The 15,871-nt window shown below is 72.8% G+C and carries 13 protein-coding genes and 1 pseudogene; 7 read left to right on the top strand and 7 right to left on the bottom strand.

The window, feature by feature from the left end:
- Nucleotides 1-19: 19 nt before the first annotated feature.
- Entirely contained in the window at nucleotides 20-1,279 is a 1,260-nt protein-coding gene (locus ACQP10_RS09180) for an alpha/beta fold hydrolase (protein ID WP_346020782.1), read from the bottom strand.
- 165 nt (nucleotides 1,280-1,444) lie between these two features.
- Here ACQP10_RS09180 and ACQP10_RS09175 point away from each other — a divergent pair, with 165 nt between their 5' ends.
- The gene (locus tag ACQP10_RS09175; RefSeq protein WP_346020783.1) at nucleotides 1,445-1,699 is read left to right on the top strand and encodes a GntR family transcriptional regulator; all 255 of its coding nucleotides are present in this window, start codon (nucleotides 1,445-1,447) and stop codon (nucleotides 1,697-1,699) included.
- Between the two features lie 119 nt (nucleotides 1,700-1,818).
- Here ACQP10_RS09175 and ACQP10_RS09170 read toward each other — a convergent pair whose 3' ends face one another.
- The 3 genes from ACQP10_RS09170 to ACQP10_RS09160 all read right to left on the bottom strand — a co-directional run bounded on the left by ACQP10_RS09170 (nucleotide 1,819) and on the right by ACQP10_RS09160 (nucleotide 4,408).
- Entirely contained in the window at nucleotides 1,819-2,358 is a 540-nt protein-coding gene (locus ACQP10_RS09170) for a DUF3147 family protein (RefSeq protein WP_399499773.1), read from the bottom strand.
- Nucleotides 2,355-2,702 carry a DUF3147 family protein gene (locus tag ACQP10_RS09165; protein ID WP_346020785.1) on the bottom strand — a complete coding sequence of 116 codons (348 nt, stop codon included), beginning with the start codon at nucleotides 2,700-2,702 and terminating at the stop codon, nucleotides 2,355-2,357. The genes ACQP10_RS09170 and ACQP10_RS09165 overlap by 4 nt, the downstream gene beginning before the upstream one ends.
- A gap of 146 nt (nucleotides 2,703-2,848) precedes the next feature.
- Nucleotides 2,849-4,408, bottom strand: a complete 1,560-nt coding sequence (locus ACQP10_RS09160; protein WP_346020786.1) for a BCCT family transporter — start codon at nucleotides 4,406-4,408, stop codon at nucleotides 2,849-2,851.
- Between the two features lie 130 nt (nucleotides 4,409-4,538).
- Here ACQP10_RS09160 and ACQP10_RS09155 point away from each other — a divergent pair.
- The 4 genes and pseudogenes from ACQP10_RS09155 to ACQP10_RS09140 all read left to right on the top strand — a co-directional run.
- Nucleotides 4,539-4,997, top strand: a pseudogene (locus tag ACQP10_RS09155) (protein kinase domain-containing protein); the annotation flags it as partial.
- A 194-nt stretch (nucleotides 4,998-5,191) separates the two neighbouring features.
- On the top strand, nucleotides 5,192-6,385 hold the full coding sequence (locus ACQP10_RS09150; protein WP_433541974.1) for a hypothetical protein: 1,194 nt from the start codon (nucleotides 5,192-5,194) through the stop codon (nucleotides 6,383-6,385).
- 110 nt (nucleotides 6,386-6,495) lie between these two features.
- Nucleotides 6,496-6,837, top strand: coding sequence for a VOC family protein (locus ACQP10_RS09145; RefSeq protein ID WP_179819007.1), 342 nt, complete (start codon nucleotides 6,496-6,498; stop codon nucleotides 6,835-6,837).
- A 249-nt stretch (nucleotides 6,838-7,086) separates the two neighbouring features.
- The gene (locus tag ACQP10_RS09140) at nucleotides 7,087-9,129 is read left to right on the top strand and encodes a CHAP domain-containing protein (protein WP_433541216.1); all 2,043 of its coding nucleotides are present in this window, start codon (nucleotides 7,087-7,089) and stop codon (nucleotides 9,127-9,129) included.
- A 108-nt stretch (nucleotides 9,130-9,237) separates the two neighbouring features.
- On the opposite strand, the gene ACQP10_RS09135 is transcribed toward ACQP10_RS09140, so the two are convergent.
- The 3 genes from ACQP10_RS09135 to ACQP10_RS09125 all read right to left on the bottom strand — a co-directional run bounded on the left by ACQP10_RS09135 (nucleotide 9,238) and on the right by ACQP10_RS09125 (nucleotide 13,609).
- A complete protein-coding gene (locus ACQP10_RS09135; RefSeq protein ID WP_386150439.1) occupies nucleotides 9,238-11,052 on the bottom strand; it encodes a trypsin-like peptidase domain-containing protein in 1,815 nt (604 codons plus the stop codon).
- Between the two features lie 146 nt (nucleotides 11,053-11,198).
- Complete coding sequence (locus ACQP10_RS09130; protein WP_433541215.1) at nucleotides 11,199-11,789, bottom strand: SSI family serine proteinase inhibitor; 591 nt, start codon at nucleotides 11,787-11,789, stop codon at nucleotides 11,199-11,201.
- A gap of 758 nt (nucleotides 11,790-12,547) precedes the next feature.
- On the bottom strand, nucleotides 12,548-13,609 hold the full coding sequence (locus ACQP10_RS09125) for a lipocalin-like domain-containing protein (protein ID WP_346020792.1): 1,062 nt from the start codon (nucleotides 13,607-13,609) through the stop codon (nucleotides 12,548-12,550).
- 256 nt (nucleotides 13,610-13,865) lie between these two features.
- On the opposite strand from ACQP10_RS09125, the gene ACQP10_RS09120 reads away from it, so the two are divergent.
- Together ACQP10_RS09120 and ACQP10_RS09115 are read left to right on the top strand one after the other, a co-directional pair.
- On the top strand, nucleotides 13,866-15,080 hold the full coding sequence (locus ACQP10_RS09120; protein WP_433541214.1) for a sensor histidine kinase: 1,215 nt from the start codon (nucleotides 13,866-13,868) through the stop codon (nucleotides 15,078-15,080).
- 35 nt (nucleotides 15,081-15,115) lie between these two features.
- Entirely contained in the window at nucleotides 15,116-15,775 is a 660-nt protein-coding gene (locus ACQP10_RS09115) for a response regulator (RefSeq protein ID WP_433541887.1), read from the top strand.
- The last annotated feature ends 96 nt before the right edge of the window (nucleotides 15,776-15,871 follow it).

Below are 15,871 nucleotides of genomic sequence, written 5' to 3'. Positions count from 1 at the left end.
GGCCGGGCGGCCCGGCGGGTCAGGGGCCGTGGACGCCCTTGACCGTCTCCATCAGGCGGGCGAGGACCCGGCCGCCGGAGACGCGCACGCCGTCGTGCTCCCACTCGTTGGTCACCCAGGCCCGCACGCCGCCCACGGCGCGGGCCGTCTCCATCGACAGCCCCTCGTCGACGTACATGTCGTCGTAGTAGACGGCGGCGGCGACCGGGACCCGGTTGTCCGCCAGCCGTACCGGGTCGTAGAGGGCGGGCCAGTCGGAGCGGGCGGCGATGATCTCCGCGGCGGCCCTGAAGGGGCGGAGCGCGGCGATCTCGTCGAACATCCAGGGATAGATCATCTCCCCGGTGGGCAGCAGCGGCCGGGCGTCCTCGGCGAACTCCTCCGGCAGCAGGCGGTGCGCGGCCCAGGCGGTGGCGCCGCCCTGGGCGTAGATCGACTCGTGCAGGACCGCGTAGAGCGGGTTGCCGACGAAGCCGGTGGCCATCATGACCTCGTACCGGAACAGGTCGGAGAGCCGGTCGCCGGTCCACGCCTCGTCGAGCATCCAGTGCAGGCGGGCGGCGCCGTCGCTCATCCCCAGGCACATGCCGAGGCTCTGCAGGCGGCGCACGGTCAGCCGGTCGCCGTCGGGCAGCAGGACCTCCCGGTCGCGCAGGTGGTCGGCGATCGCGTCCAGGCGGGCGGAGTCGCCGGGGTGGTGGGCGAAGTACCGCTCGACCTTGGCGCGGACCCTGGGGTAGGTCCGCGCGTAGACGTCGTCGGCGCTCGCCGCGAGCCCGGCCAGTCCGCCGGTGACGTAGCAGGCCGCGAGCCCCTCGGGCGCCCGCGACAGGTAGGTCAGCGTGACGAACCCGCCGTAGCTCTGGCCGAGGGTCTCCCACGGCCGCCCGCCGCACAGCTCGCGGCGGATCAGCTCGGCGTCGGCGACGATCGCGTCGGCGCGGAAGTGCGCGAGGCGGGCGGCCAGCCCGGCGTCGGTGCCGGAGGCGGTGTCGGCGGTGACCGGGGTGCTGCGGCCGGTTCCCCGCTGGTCGAGCAGGAGCACCCGGTGGGTCCTCAGCGCGTGCCCCAGCCAGCCGTCCGCGCCGGTCGGCCGCGGCGACTTGCCGCCCGGCCCGCCCTGCAGGAAGAGCATCCACGGCAGGTCCTCGCCCTGCCTGGCCGGGTCCACCGCCTCCCGGGCGAAGACCTCGATGGTCTCGCCTCCGGGGTCGGCGTGGTCGAGGGGGACGGTGAAGACGTGGTCGGTGAGGGCCACACCGGGCAGCAGGACGGTCACCCGCCGAACGGTACCGGAAAGCGGCCGGGCGGGCCTTCCCCCGTCTGTCCGGGCGGAAGGCCAGTGAGGCGGACGTCCCGGACGCGCCGGGACGGGCGCCGGCGAGGCGGGCTCCCGCCGCGCGCCTGCTCGGCGTTCCCCGGGCGGGCGTCTAGATTCATGGCCGTGACGATCGACCACGGCGGGGACGCCCCCGCCTACCGGCAGCTCGCTGACGTCCTCCGGGCGCAGATCACCCGCGGCGAGATGGAGATGGACCGCCCGATCCCCTCCGTGGAGGACCTCGGTGAGCGGTACGGCCTCGACCCCGAGGACGTGCGGCGGGCGATCCAGGTGCTCCGGGACGAGGGGCTCCTCTACACGCTGGAGGGCACGGGGGACTTCGTGTCCTCCCGTGCCGAGGAGACCGGCGGCGGCTGACCCGCGCCCGCCGGGCGCGCGGGGCCGCCGGGCTCCGCGGGTGCGACGCCGGACGATCTCGTCCGCGCGTAGCCGCCGGAAGTCGTCCGGAGCGGACGCGGCGTCGGGCCCGGACGGGTTCAGCCCGCCGGAGGCTCGTCTCCCCCGGCGCCGAACGCCCTGGCCAGCAGGTAGCAGCCCAGCGAGAGGACGGCCCACACCGCGGTGGCGGCGGCCAGCGCCGCCCACAGCGGCCACCGGCCGGCCAGCGCGGCGGCGGTGACCGCGGCGAAGCCGAACAGTCCCACCGCGCCGAAGGTCGCGCCCCGGGCCTCGTTGCGGGCCTGGCGCACGCTCTCCTTCTTGGCGACCAGCGTCAGCGACGCCATCAGGATCGCCGGGAAGGCCAGGAAGAGGCCGCCGAACCGCGGGCCGGCCACCGTGGCGACCACCCCGGCGAGGGCGGACACCCCGGCGCCGAAGGCGAACCGGATCAGCCAGTCACGCGGCCTGGTCCTCCCGAGCTCGCGGGGGGCGAGCCGTACCTCGTCGTCGTCGCGCCGCTCGTCACTCCGCCCGCGGTCGCCGCCGAAACCGCCGAAACCGTCGCGGTCGTCACGGTCGTCGTAGTCGTCGCGATCGTCACGGTCGTCGTGGTCGCCGCGGAGATCGTTCGTCACGGCCACACCACCAGGTAGCCCGCCACGGCCACGGCCAGCCAGACGCCCAGCGCGGCGGACGACCCCTTCCAGGCGCCCCACCGCTTCAGCAGCGGCACCCCCACCAGGCAGTAGGCGACGAACGCGACCGCCCCGATCGTCATGCCCAGGGCCGTCTGGCGGACGTCGGACACCCCGCTGAGCGCGGCCGTCACCAGCATGCCGCCCAGGGCCACGGACGGAGCCGCGGAGAACACGCCCGCCAGCCTCTTCGGGGAGATCATCTCCGCCAGCGCGGCGAACAGCAGCACGAACAACCCGCCCGCCGCGGCCTTGAGCAACACCTTGACGACTTCGAGCCCCATGGCACTTCCTCCCCCGGGCATCCCTCACCCAGGCCACCACGCTGCCCGCGGTTCCGCCGATCATGCCCTCCGCCACGCCGTACGGCCGCCGGAACCCGGCGCCGGGTCCGGCCCGCTCTGGCGGGCGCCGCCCGGAGCGGCGCGCGTCAGGAGCCGTCGTCCTCGCCCCAGGCCCGGCGGATGGCGGTCGGCAGGCCGTAGTGCCGCCCCCGGGGGACGGCGACCCCCGGGTCCCGGCGCAGTTCCTTCACCAGGGCCAGGCAGAGCAGGAGCATGACGATCAGGAACGGCAGCGCGACCAGGATCGTGGCGCGTTGCAGCCCCTCCAGGCCGCCGGCCAGCAGGAGCACCAGGGCGACCGCGCCGGTCAGCACGCCCCACATCACGACCAGCGGCCGGGGCGGGTGGAGCGACCCCCGGCTGGAGAGCGAGCCGAGGACGAGCGCGGCCGCGTCCGCGCCGCTGACGAAGTAGAGCGCGACGAGGATCACGGTGATCGCGGTGGTGAGCAGGGTCAGGGGCAGGTGGTGGAGCAGCGTGAACATCGCCGACTCCGGCCCCTCGGTGAGGGTCGCGGAGAAGTCCGCCGTACCGGCGCGCTGGAGCCACACGGCGGCGCCGCCGCTGATGACGAACCAGACCACGCTGACGCCGGACGGGACGAGCAGGACCCCGATGACGAACTCGCGGACGGTCCGCCCCCGGGAGATCCGGGCGATGAAGGCCCCGACGAACGGCGCCCACGACATCCACCACGCCCAGTAGAAGATGGTCCAGGTCCCGAGCCACTTCTTGTCGATGAACGCCCCCGTCCGCGAGGACATCGGGAGGAGGTCCTGCAGGTAGCCGCCGACCGACGCGGGGAGCAGGTCGAGGGTGGCGACGGTCGGGCCGAAGACGAAGATGAGCACGGCCAGGACGGCGGCCAGGTAGATGTTGGCGGTGCTCAGCCACTGCACGCCCCGGTGCACCCCGGTCGCGGCCGAGACGACGAACGCGGCGGTCAGCACGATGATGACGATCACCTCCAGCCGCCGGCCGCTGAACCCGAACAGCTCGTTGAGGCCGTACTCCACCTGCAGGGCTCCCAGTCCCAGGCTGGTGGCGGTGCCGAAGACCGTGGCGAGGACGGCCAGCAGGTCCAGCACCCGTCCCGCGTGCGGGCGGGGCCTGCCGCCGAACAGCGGGGTGAAGGCGTCGCTGAACCGGTTGCCGCGGCCCATCCGGAACGTCGAGTACGCCAGGGCCAGGCCGGTGACCGCGTAGATGGCCCAGGGGTGCAGGGTCCAGTGGAACAGCGAGTACTCCATCGCGACCCGCGCGGCCCCCGCCGAGCCCGCCGTGACGCCCAGCCCCGGAGGCGGCCTGAGCAGGTGCGTGATCGGCTCGGCGACGCCGTAGAACATGAGGCCGATGCCCATGCCGGCGCTGAACATCATCGCGACCCACGCGAGGTTGGAGAACTCGGGGGTCTCGTCGTCCCTGCCGAGGCGGATCGTGCCGTACCTGCTCGCCGCCAGCACGACCGCCAGGACCAGGAAGAGGTCGGCGGCGACCACGAACAGCCAGCCGAAGGCGTCCAGCACCCAGCCGAGCGCGCCCGTGCCCGCCGTGTCCAGCGAGCCCGGGGAGAGCACTCCCCACGCCACCATCGCGAGCAGCAGCGCCACGGCGACCGCCACCAGCGGAGCATCGAGTTTCCGCATGGAACCGGGCCCCCGTCATCGACACATCCCCCGTACTCGCCTTACTGCCCGGTGCGAAGTTCGCGAACCGTGACAACCACCCCGGGGGGTGAGACCGTCGAACAATCGACGGCGCTCGGAGGGGGACTGGATGGTTCCGGGATACCGCGAGGTGCGAGAGCTCGGCAGCGGGGGCGGCGGTCGCGTGGTGCTGGCCACCTACGAGGCCACCGGCGCCTACGTGGCCATCAAGTATCTCGGCGCCTCCCTGCGGGACTCCCCCGGGTTCCTGGCCGGGTTCCGGCGGGACGCCCGCGTCCTGGCGGAGCTGCGCGACCCCAACGTGGTCTCGCTCCACGAGTACTACGAGGACGTGATCCAGGCCGCGATCGTGATGGAGCTGGTGGACGGCGTCTCGCTCCGGAGGATCCTGGCCCGGCACGGCGCCCTCGGCCCCGAGGCCGCGCTGGTGGTGCTGCGGGACTCGCTGGCGGGCCTCGCGGCCGCGCACGCCGCCGGGGTCGCGCACCGCGGCCACCGGCCGGAGAACGTGCTCGTCCAGGCGGACGGCACCGGCAAGCTGGCGGACCTCGGCGTCGCCGCCCGCACCGCCGAGCCGGGGCCGCCGGGCGGGCCGCCCCACGCGGCGCCCGAGCGGGGGACGGGCGCCCGGCCGGCCCGGCGGGTGACCTGTACGCGGCCGCGTGCGTGTTCTTCGAGTGCCTCACCGGACGCCCGCCGTACGGCACGGCACCCGCGGCGCTCACAGTGCCCGCGGCGCTCACGGAGCCCGCGGAGCCAACGGTGCCCGCGGAGCTCGCGGGGCTGGTGTCGCGCGGCCTGGCCGAGGACCCGGCGGACCGGCCGGCCACGGCCCGGGAGTTCGCCGCGGACCTGGAGACGGTCGCGTCCGCCGCCTGCGGGCCCGGCTGGGAACGGCGTGGGCGGCAGCGCCTGGCCGAGCTCGCCATCGAGCTGGCGCTGGCGTTCCCACTGGCCAGGACCGCGCCGAAGAGGGGTGTCCCGAGGCCGCCGAACGCGGCCGGACGGACGGGCGAGACGCGCCGTCCCAGGCTCGGCCCGCGGATCGTGGCGGCGGCGGGGGTGATCGGCGTCGCGGTCACCACCGGGCTGGTGGTCGCGGGCCGGGTCCCCGACAGGCTCGCCTGCTTCACCCCCGCGCCGGGACACCCCGCGGGCGGCGGCACGGCGGCCTCCGGCGACCGGAGGACGACCCGGCCGGCCGCCCATGAACGGTCCCGGGGCTCCGTCGCCCCCAGCCCCTCCCCCGGGCCGCCGAGGAGCGCGGCCCCCGGCCGGAGCGCGCCGCCCGCGCCCACCGGGCCGGGCGGGCGCACGGACCGGCCCGTCTCTCCGGCGCCCACCGGCGGTCCCGGGCGTCCCGGCCCCACCGCGCGGCCGAGCCGTCCGGAGCCCACCCCGGCGGACAGCGGCCAGGGCCATCCGGAACCCACCGCGCCGGAGGGCCGGCCGAGCGCCACCCCGACGGCCACCGCCCCCGGCCCGCCGAGCCCGACGGGACCGACGGCCTCCCCGGGCACGCCGTCCCCGGCCGGGCCCTCGCCCACCCCCTCTCCCGGCGCCCCGGCCGCGGAGGTGGAGATCACCTCGTTCGACGGCGCCGAGATCGGCTTCCGGGTGCGGGCCGCGGACACCTCGGCGGTGACCGTGCGGCTGGGGTTCGCCCAGAAGGTCGTCGGCGGCGAGGGCGGGCTGACCGGCGGCGTCCGCACCCTGACGCTGTCCGGCCTGACGGAGTACACCCGCCGGATCTCCGGGGAGTTCGCCGCCCTCCCCCCGTGCGGGGAGTACGTCCACCGGCTGGTGACGGCCACCGTCGTCCCCGGCGGTGAGATGCGCTCCCGGGACGTACGGCTGGACCTGCCCCCCTGCGGACGGGACGCGGCCTCCGGACCTTCCGGCGTCTCCGGCCTTTCGGGTTCCTCCGGGGATCCGGACCCGCCGGAACCCTGGTGAAGCGCGGCGAGTACCCAGGTTTCACGAAAAATCACCTGTAACCGCGTCTTGTAGCTGGAAACCGGCATCGCTAGCTTGTCGATCGACAACCGACCCCCGCGGAGGCTCCTTTGACCAAGCTTGGCAACGTCCTGATCCCCGTGGCCGACATGGGAGAGGCGATCGCCTTCTACTCAGGGACGCTCGGCCTGGCGGTGCGCTTCCGCGACGGCGACCGGTTCGCGGCCCTGGACGGGGGCGGCGCCACGGTCGCGCTGGTGGCGGCGGAGGAGCGGGTGGCCGGGGAGGTCACCGCGCCGTCCTACCGGGTGGACGACGTCGCGCGGGCCGTACGGGAACTGGCGGACGCGGGCGCGACGGTGGTGCGCGATCCGGAGGCGGGGCCGCACGAGACGAGGGCGGTGCTCCGCGACCCCTCGGGGAACGTCCTTGTCCTCTACGCACCCATCTGACCCGCCTTACCCAGTTTGAAGATCTGTGCACGCTTTACCGTGACGTAACCTAATCTTGAAGTATGTAACCTCTCCCGTCACGGAAGACACTGGCCAATGGTGCCGCCACACGCGCCCCGGTCCCTCTCCGACCGGCCCGCGTGAACGCACCATCGTTCGACCCCATCCCCGACGTCCAGGTCGCGAGGGCGGCGCGACCACACACGCACGGCCGTCGGGGTTCTCGCGAAACCCTCTATGACCCCTGAGATGCAGAAGTTCATCGAGCTGCTGGAAAGCCAGCTCGGTTACTCCGAGAAGTCGGACGGATACACGAAGTTCGGCGGCTGGTACGACGGCACCGTGGAGTCGAAGGACGACTACACCTCCGCCCCCTGGTGCGACATGTACCTGTCGTGGGCGGCGCACAAGCTCGGCTACGAGAGCTGGGTGGGGCAGTTCGCCTACACCGTCTACCACGCGCGGTGGTTCAAGGAACAGGACGCCTGGGGCACCACCCCGAAGCCCGGCGCCATCGTCTTCTTCGACTGGGGCGGCTCGAACAAGATCGACCGCATCGACCACGTGGGGATCGTCACCAAGGTCGAGGGCCGGAAGATCCACACGATCGAGGGCAACGTCGACGGCGGGGTCGCCAAGCGCAAGGTGCGCGACACCGACAAGGTCGTCGGCTACGGCTACCCCGAGAAGATCAAGGCCCGGCTGGAGAAGGAGGCGGCCGAGAAGAAGACCGTCATCACCTCCTCCGACGTCCGGGCCGAGAACTCGGTGGAGGTCTCGCCCGACCCCGGCGTGCTGGCGTTGTTCGCCCTGCCCGACCCCGTGCCGGTCGAGAAGACCGGTCCCAAGAGCACCGCCAAGACCACCGCCAAGGCCGCTCCCAAGCACGCCAAGGGCCCCGGCAAGCACGCCGCCCCCTCCCCGTCCCCCACCCGGCCCGAAACCGCCACGACCACGACCGTCAACGGCACCGGTACGGCGGACGCCACCGGCACCACCGGCACGACGGGCGCGACGGCGGGGATCACCGGTACGACGGCCGGAAAGGCCGCCGCGCCGTCCGGGTCGTCGGCCGGAAAGCACGCCAAGCCGGCCACCGCGGACACCAATGCGCTCGCCGCGGACCCGGTCGCCTCCGGCCGCGACCTGTCGCTGCCCGCCCCCCAGCTCGGCAGTCCGACCGTCCTCGCGCCGGTCCTGCTCACCGCGATGGCGATGATCGCCCACGCCAGGATCAAGCAGTCGCGGACCCGGCTCGCCCTCGCCGGCGCGACCCCCGCGGCCCCGTCGCGGAAGGCGCCCGCCCGCCGGGCCCCCGGCCGCCGCCGCGCCCCGGGCCGCCGCCGGATGACCAAGAACGCGCCCGCCTCGGCCCCGACCGTCTTCCCCGCCCCGACCGTCTCCCCCGCCCCGGCCGTCGAGCCGCGGACAGCCGGGACGGTCCTCCCCGAGGTCACGGCCGCGTCCCTCCCCGAGATCACGACCGCGTCGCCGGCCGTCTCGACGACCACCGCGGCGGTCCCGCCGGCCGAGCGCGTCGTCACGGCCCCGCCCCTGCACGTCCACCGGGCCGACGAGATCCTGCCGGCCGCCCTCGCCCGTACCGGCTCCCACGGCGCGGAGGGCGAGTCCTTCCCGGCCGCGGCCAGTCTCACGCGCGCCGAGGAGACCGACCTTGCCGCCCTCCTCGCCCGCGTGAGCGAGACCGCGGAGAGCTGGCTCTCCGGTGCCTCCGGGGGCCGTTCCCCCGACGTCCCCGAGAGCTGGTTCTCCCCCATGCCGGAGAGCCGGTCCGCGGCCGTCTCCGAGAGCTGGTTCTCCCCCGTTCCGGAGAGCCGGTCCGGCGCGGCCGGGGACGCCCCGGGGGCCGGAGACACCGGAAGGCCGGAGCGGGCTCCGGGCCGGGAGACCTCCCCGGTCCGCCGCCACGACGGCCCCAGGGTGCCCTACCAGGGCAGGCGCCGGCTGCGCGAGCATCCCGCCGAGTCCCCCGCCTTCACGCCGGACACCCCGCCGCGGGGCCGGCGGCACCGCCGCGAGCACCCCTTGGAGACGTCCACCTTCGTGCCGGACGCCCCGCTGCGGGGCCGGCGGCACCGGCGTTCCGAGTCCGTGGTCAGCACGACCGTCCGGCTCGGGCCCGCCGTCCCGGCCGCCCGCACCCGGCCCGGGGACGTCCCGGCCCGCTCCGCGGACGTTCTCGTCCAGGGGGACGTCATGGCCGGCGGTGACGCCCTGATGCCCGGCGGCTACCGGGGACGCCGCCGGGCGAAGGTCCCGGAGCACGTTTGACCGCTCCCGCTCCCGGCTCTCCGAGGGTCCCGGGAGCGGGCGCGCTCACGGGTCTCCGGATGTCCATGAGAACGTCCGGAGTCCCGCCGGGCCTCCGGGAGCGGCGCCTCAGCGTCCGTCGTCCGGGTGCCGGCCGATGTCGCGGCGCAGTCGTTCCAGCTCCGCCTCCAGCCCGGCGATCCGGGTGTCGGCGCCGGGGCCGGACCGCGACGGGGCCTGACCGTACGGCGGCTGCGGGGCGACGGCCGGGCCGCCCTCCGGCCCCATCGGGAGGGGGTGCGGCGAGCGCCGCGAGTGGGCGGGCTGCCGCGGCCCGCCGTACGGATCGGCGTTGTACGGGTCGTGCCCGCCGTACGAATCGGCGTTGTACGGGTCATGTCCGCCGTACGGGTCGGCGCCGTACGGGTCGTACCGCCCGGACCGGTCGTCATAGGGCACGGGTCCGTGCCCCGCGGGCGGGGGGGCCTGGTGCGCGCCGTACGGGATCTGCGGGAAGGGCGGCGCCGGGGCCTTCGGCCGCCGCCCGCGCCTGAGCACGGCGGCCAGCGCGCCGAGCGCGACCACGAGCGCCAGGCCGCCGCCGCCCCACAGCAGCCACGGCAGGATCGGGCTGGAGCTCTTGTCCCGGCCCGCGGTGATGGCCTGCTGGGAGTCGGAGATGTAGCGGGCGACGTAGGGGTGGTTCGGGTGCAGCGCCTGGACCTCCCGGAACTTCGGCAGCGCCTCGGAGTAGTGGTCGGCGAAGAACAGCTCCAGCGCCTCGTTGTAGCTCTTCGTCGTCACCGACTCGGCGGGCCTGATGTTCTTCTCGTTCAGCTTCTCCTTGACGACGCCGACCGGCAGCACGAAGCTCTCCCCCTCGGTGGAGCCTCCGTCCTGCTGGATCAGCCCGCCGACCAGGATGCCGATGACCTTGCCGTCCCTGCTGAACACCGGGCCGCCCGAGTTCCCCGGGTAGGAGGGCGCCTGCGTCTGGATGTACGGCACGCCCTCGGGGGTCTGCCTCGCGGCGTTGTAGGGACCCTCGGTGAACGCGGGTTCGAGCTTGGACTCGATGTTGAAGATCGAGGTCTGCGTCACCGTGCCGGGGAACCCGCTGATGTAGAGCGTGTCGCCGACCCGCACGTCGGAGTCGGCGCCCAGCGGCACGGTCGGCAGATTGCTCATGCCGTTGGCCTTGAGGATCGCGACGTCCTTGCCCGGGTAGACCGTCCCCTTGGCGACCAGCTCGATGGGGATCGCCTTGGCGGTCTTGTCCACGCCGCCACCCGGCAGGCTCTGCAGCAGGGACAGCGAGCTCTCGACGTTACGGATCTTGATGTTGTCGGCGTTCCAGACCTGGAAGATCTTGGCGGCGGTCCGGACGATCTCGTCGTCGGAGGCGAACTCACCGAGACCGGCCACCAGGTCGGCGGCGTCCTTCTTGTTGATCTTATCGAGTGCCTGGGACGCGAAGGTCCGCGCCAGCTCGGCGTCCTCCTGGCCGACGCAGTGGGCGGCCGTCACCATGTAGCCGTCCGGCGTGACCCACCAGCCCGTGCACAGCCCGCCCGCGGTGGCCTTCACGACCCGCTCCGGCTTCCCCGGTGAGAAGTAGCGGCCCGGGTTCCTGGCCATCTGCTGGACGACCCACCGGTAGATGCTGTTGTCGTCGGAGGAGATCTTGCCGGACCGGACGGCCTCGACCCCCTGCATGGTCAGACTCCTGATCGCCTGCGGCTTCGCCACCGGAGTCGGCACCGCGACGTCGGCGGCGTAGGACACCGAGGTGAGCTGCACGGCCGGATGCGTCCGGGCCGCCAGCCGCGTTCCCACGGGAATCTCCGGATCCTTCGGGGCCGCCAGGGCGGCTCCCGGCGACGCCAGGACGCCGGTCAGGACCAGCCCCGCCAGCCCGGCCGCGACGGTTGTTCGTGCCTGCATTCGCTTGCTCTCCCCAAACTCGCTTTCCGGAACGGGAGCATTCCGGGCACGACTTGGGGAGGACTTGGAACCGGCTGGCAGCCCCGCCGGGGGCTCCGGCCGGGGACCGGACCTCCCCGGCCGGAGGACTCAGGGGGCGAGGGCGGTCAGAACACGAAGACCCCGCCGGTCGCCCTGCGCAGCTCGCAGAAGTTGGGGTAGGTCTGCTGGAACCGGACGGGCCGGCCGTTCCAGAAGCCGTACGCGCTCGCCCTGACCGGCTGGTGCAGGCGCGGGCAGAAGACCGGCGACACGGAACCGACGTAGGCCGGGTTGCCCTGCGCCGGGTACAACTGCGCGCACGCCGCGACCGGGTTGGGATGCGTGCCGCGCGCCGGCCCGCAGCTCAGCGAGACGGTCCGCGGCTGGCTGAACGGCCCGTAGGCCCTGGCGACCGACAGCGTGAGCTGCCTGACGCCGGGGTAGGGCGGCCTGGGCGGCCCCACGGGCGGGCGCGGTACGGGCGGAGGCGGTACGGGTCGGCCGGCCCCGTGCGGCATGGGCCCGGGTGGCGGCGGCTGGAGGCCGTCCGGGTCCGCCGGCCCCTGCCAGGCGGGGTCCGTCTGGGCCTGCGCGGAGCTCGGGCCGTACCCGGGGTCGTATCCGGGGTCGCCGGGTCCGGTGGCCGCCTGGGCGGCGGTGGCGACACCGCCGAGCAGGGACAGGCCGGTGACGGTCATACACAAGAGACGTCGCATGGAATCCCCAAAGAAGACGCATTTCCTGAAGACCGGAAAAGGGGTTTTCCGGTCTTTTCGGGGGGATGATGGGCGTCCTGACCAGTGGAAATGATATATCCGCTAAAGCCGAGATGTCGCACGACGACTCGCCGCCGAACGTCATCCACGACTCGTTTTTCCGGCACTGAACCGTTTATTGACGGCTTCAGAATGAGGTCCGGAGACGGCGTAGGCAGATGAGGCCGCATGCCAGATCAAGCAGGCCTTGATGGAGACTTGCCCGGCAGGGGAGGCATCGGGCGGTGCCCAGGCCCTCGCTGGCGCCCTGACGATGAGCTCGCGGATGAACTCCGCGAGCGCGGCGAACACGTGGGAGAACAGGCGTCCGCCCGGAGTCGTGGTGTCGCGCGCCCCATGGGCGTCCGGCAGCAATGGCGAAGGATCCAACGGATATGCCTCTGACCTGCACTTATGTTGAGGCCTCAGGCTGGTGGGCCAGACCTGAGCCCCGCCGCTCAATACAGGTCAGAGGCATATCCGTTCGATTTTCGGCCGAAGCCACGGGGACCTGGCCAGGAGCGACATCCTCCTCTTGCGGAACAAGAGCAGGTGCGAACCGGTGAGGACACGGCGCCGCGGCGTCGGCCGCCTTGAGCTGCTCGGCCGGCGCGGCCAGGTTCAGACCGCGGCCAGCCGCTTGTGCTCGTGGACGACCAGGGTGACCGCGACGCCGGAGGCGCCCAGCCGTCTTTGGGGGTCGGGCAGCCGTTGAAGCGCTATCGCCAATTGCCGTTCTGCTCGACGAACGCCTGCCCGTTGATCGGCTTGCCCCGGTATCGTCCGGTGACCGTGGCCGCGCTCTCGTAGAGACCGCCGAAGGCGCTCTGGAGTTCGGCTCCCGGCTTGGCGGTGACGGTGAGGCTGGTATCCAGCGCGGGGATGTTCACGATCCACCGCGTGCCGTACCGCTGCTTGCTGGTGGGGCTGGTCCAGAAGCCGGAGGTGGTGTCAGCGAGCCGGTTCACCGCGACGACCTCGTGAGTTCCGTCCCGGCGCAGCACGGTCGCATAGGGGAACTCATTGCCCTCAGCGAACAGATCCCAGAGGTTGACCCGGTCCCCGTTGGACAACTGCACAGCCATCCAGGTCCACTTCTGCATGGTGTTCCAGTCCCAGGTGCCCCACTGGCGGTCCATCCACGACTCCCCGGTCACCGGATAGGTGCGGTCGTCCACCTTGAGCGTTCCCTGCGTCGCCAGACTGGGCAGGGAGTAGTAGTAGCTCGTGCCGCCGAGGAAGGGGATCAGCCCGGTCCCGTTGTTGTACAGCACGGGCCCCTGTGCCCTGAGCGTCAGATCGATTTCGCCGACCGGCAGCGTGGCGCGCAGGCGCATCGCCTCCATAGGCCCGGACAGCGTCGCCGTTGGCGTGCGTATGTCCAGCTCGGTGGTGGAAAAATCGGTCTGGTCGGGCGAGTAACTCTTGCTCTCCGTGTAGAACGCGCCAGTCGTCTTGTCAGAAATCGCGATCATGACCTGCGGTCTACCGGCGCCGCCGATCGTGACCTGATAGCCGAACCGGTGGCCACGGGCGTTGACGTGTCCGACCAGGTACCACCATTCCTGGCGTGCGTCCGGATGCGCCGCCTGATCGGCCGGCAGACGCACGAACGCGGGGAAAGCGGGTGCCGCCGTGGCCGCCGCCGGCCTAGCCGTGCCCGCTGCCTCGGGACCGGCCTTGGCCGCCGCCGAGGCGGACGGCGACACCCCTGCGGTCAGCACCGCGCCGAGCACCAGGGTGGCGATTGACGTGACCGATCGACGTAGCTGTCTTTGCATACGAGTCCTCATCTCCAGCTGGCGAAACGCACCTGTTCAAGTGGTCGGCACCATCCCCGGGCGAGCCGAAGCACAGCGGGCCACCCACTTCACGGGGTCGATCATCGCGTCGTTGAGGCGTCGCCGCCTCCGACCGCGGACGGCGGCGTCTAGGCAGTTCCGCGTAGACGACTCCTGCTCACATACACCCGCCGTGGTAGGCGGTACGCGCGTCTGGGCGGAGTGTTCTCGCGCGCACGAACCGTAGGATCGCGGCATGGAACACCGCGCCACGTCGTTGCGCCTGCCTGTGCCGGCGCAGGATGTGCTGCTCGCGCTCTTTGTCACCGTGATGCAGGTTCAGGGCACCCTGGCGAAGATTGCCGCCGAGGGGGCCTCGCGGCCCCTCACCGACCTCGGATACCTGGGATATGTCCTGCTGGTCGTGAGTGGCGTGGCGGTTACCGTCCGCCGCCGGTGGCCGGTGCCGGTGTTCGTCACCGCCGTGCTCGCCAGCCTGGCGTATTACGCCCTCGACTTCCCTGACGGGCCAGGCTGGCTCGGGCTCTTCGTCGCCCTGTACACCCTCGCCGCTCACGGTGACGGGCGCCGGTCGCTGGTGACGGCCGGCGTGGGGAGCACGGTGCTCGCCGTCGGCTGGCTGGTCGCCGCCGCCGACATCGAGCCACGCGCCGCCATCGGCTGGGTGTTCTTCCGTATCGGCGCGTCGGTCATGAGCGTGGCTCTCGGCGAGTCCGTCCGGTCCCGGCGGGTCATCGCGGCCGATGCTCAGGAGCGGGCTGAGCTGGCTGAACGGACCCGCGAGGAGGAGACGCGGGCTCGGGTCGACGCCGAACGGCTCCGGATCGCGCGCGAGGTCCACGACACCGTCGCGCACGCCATAGCGATCATCAACGTCCAGTCCGGTGTCACCGCGCACGTACTCGACAAGAAGCCGGAAGTGGCGCGCGAGGCGCTGCGAGCGATCGAGCAGACCAGCTCCCGGGCACTGCGGGAGATGCGAGCCATCCTCGGCGTACTCCGTGACGACGACAATGAGCGCCTGCCGTACCCCGGGCTGGGGCAGATCGAGGAACTGACCGCCAAGGCACGCGAGGCCGGGCTCGACATCGAGCTCGAAGAGACCTCACCCGCGGCACCGCTGCCGAACGCGGTGGGGAGTGTCGCCTACCGAATCCTGCAGGAATCGATCACCAACGTGATCCGCCATGTCGGCCCGACCCGGGTGCGGGTGGCGCTGAGCCCCGGGATCGAAGCCTTGGAGATCCGCGTGACCGATGAGGGCCGCCGTGCCGCCCCAGGCGATGTCCCCGCCGACCCACACCTACCGGCCAAGCTTGGCCGCGGGATCCTCGGCATGCGCGAGCGCTGTCAACTGCTGGGCGGCGAACTCTACGCCAGTCCGCTTCCAGGCGGCGGGTTCGAGGTCAAGGCACGACTGCCCCTCGCGCCGACCGGGTCGCGCCTGTGAACGCCGCGGCAGGGTCCTCATCGGCAAACGCTCCGATCAGGGTGCTGGTCGCCGACGATGAGGCTCTTGTGCGTTCCGGGTTCAAAGTCCTGCTCGATCTCGAGGACGACATCACGGTGGTGGGAGAAGCCACCAACGGCCACGAAGCCTTCGAGCGGACCCGCGCCACCCGTCCCGACGTGGTCCTCATGGACATCCGCATGCCCAAGCTGGACGGGATTCAGGCCACCGCCCAGATCGCCGAGACGCGCGGACTGGAACAGGTCCGCGTCCTCATCCTCACCACCTACGACCCCGACGACCACGTCTTCGACGCATTGCAGGCCGGTGCCAGCGGTTTCCTGCTCAAGGATGCCGGGCCGTCGGAGCTCCTGCACGCCGTCCGGGTGGTCGCCGTCGGAGACGCGCTGCTCGCGCCGCGGATCACCCGGCGCCTCATCGGCCAGTTCGCTGCGCGACGCCAGGTCGCACGGGCCGCGGAGGAGCGGCTCGCGGTGCTGACCGAGCGCGAGCGTGAAGTGATGGCCCTGGTAGGACAGGGGCTGAGCAACCACGAGATCGGTAACGAGTTGTTTCTCAGCCCGGCTACCGTGCGCACCCATGTCAGCCACGCGATGGCGAAACTGGGTGCGCGCGACCGTGCGCAGCTGGTCGTCATCGCTCACCGAACGGGACTGGTCAGCCCTGCCCCATGAACGCGCCGTTCACCGGCGCGAAGACGACCACGATGTGCGGGGTCCCGGCCTCGCCCGACAGCGGATGCGGCGCCGACCGGACGGCGGCCGCCGCGG

This window comes from Streptosporangium sandarakinum (assembly GCF_050942225.1).
In the GTDB taxonomy this organism is placed as follows: domain Bacteria; phylum Actinomycetota; class Actinomycetes; order Streptosporangiales; family Streptosporangiaceae; genus Streptosporangium; species Streptosporangium nondiastaticum.
The sequence above is the reverse complement of the archived record's forward strand: the minus strand, read 5'-3'. Positions and strand labels throughout refer to the sequence as shown.

Excerpts from the sequence above, each read along its gene's own strand:
- ACQP10_RS09165 (WP_346020785.1), bottom strand. The coding sequence starts at position 2,702 with ATGGGGCTCGAAGTCGTCAAGGTGTTGCTCAAGGCCGCGGCGGGCGGG.
- ACQP10_RS09120 (WP_433541214.1), top strand. The coding sequence starts at position 13,866 with ATGGAACACCGCGCCACGTCGTTGCGCCTGCCTGTGCCGGCGCAGGAT.
- ACQP10_RS09140 (WP_433541216.1), top strand. The coding sequence starts at position 7,087 with ATGCAGAAGTTCATCGAGCTGCTGGAAAGCCAGCTCGGTTACTCCGAG.
- ACQP10_RS09160 (WP_346020786.1), bottom strand. The coding sequence starts at position 4,408 with ATGCGGAAACTCGATGCTCCGCTGGTGGCGGTCGCCGTGGCGCTGCTG.
- ACQP10_RS09125 (WP_346020792.1), bottom strand. The coding sequence starts at position 13,609 with ATGCAAAGACAGCTACGTCGATCGGTCACGTCAATCGCCACCCTGGTG.
- ACQP10_RS09135 (WP_386150439.1), bottom strand. The coding sequence starts at position 11,052 with ATGCAGGCACGAACAACCGTCGCGGCCGGGCTGGCGGGGCTGGTCCTG.
- ACQP10_RS09130 (WP_433541215.1), bottom strand. The coding sequence starts at position 11,789 with ATGCGACGTCTCTTGTGTATGACCGTCACCGGCCTGTCCCTGCTCGGC.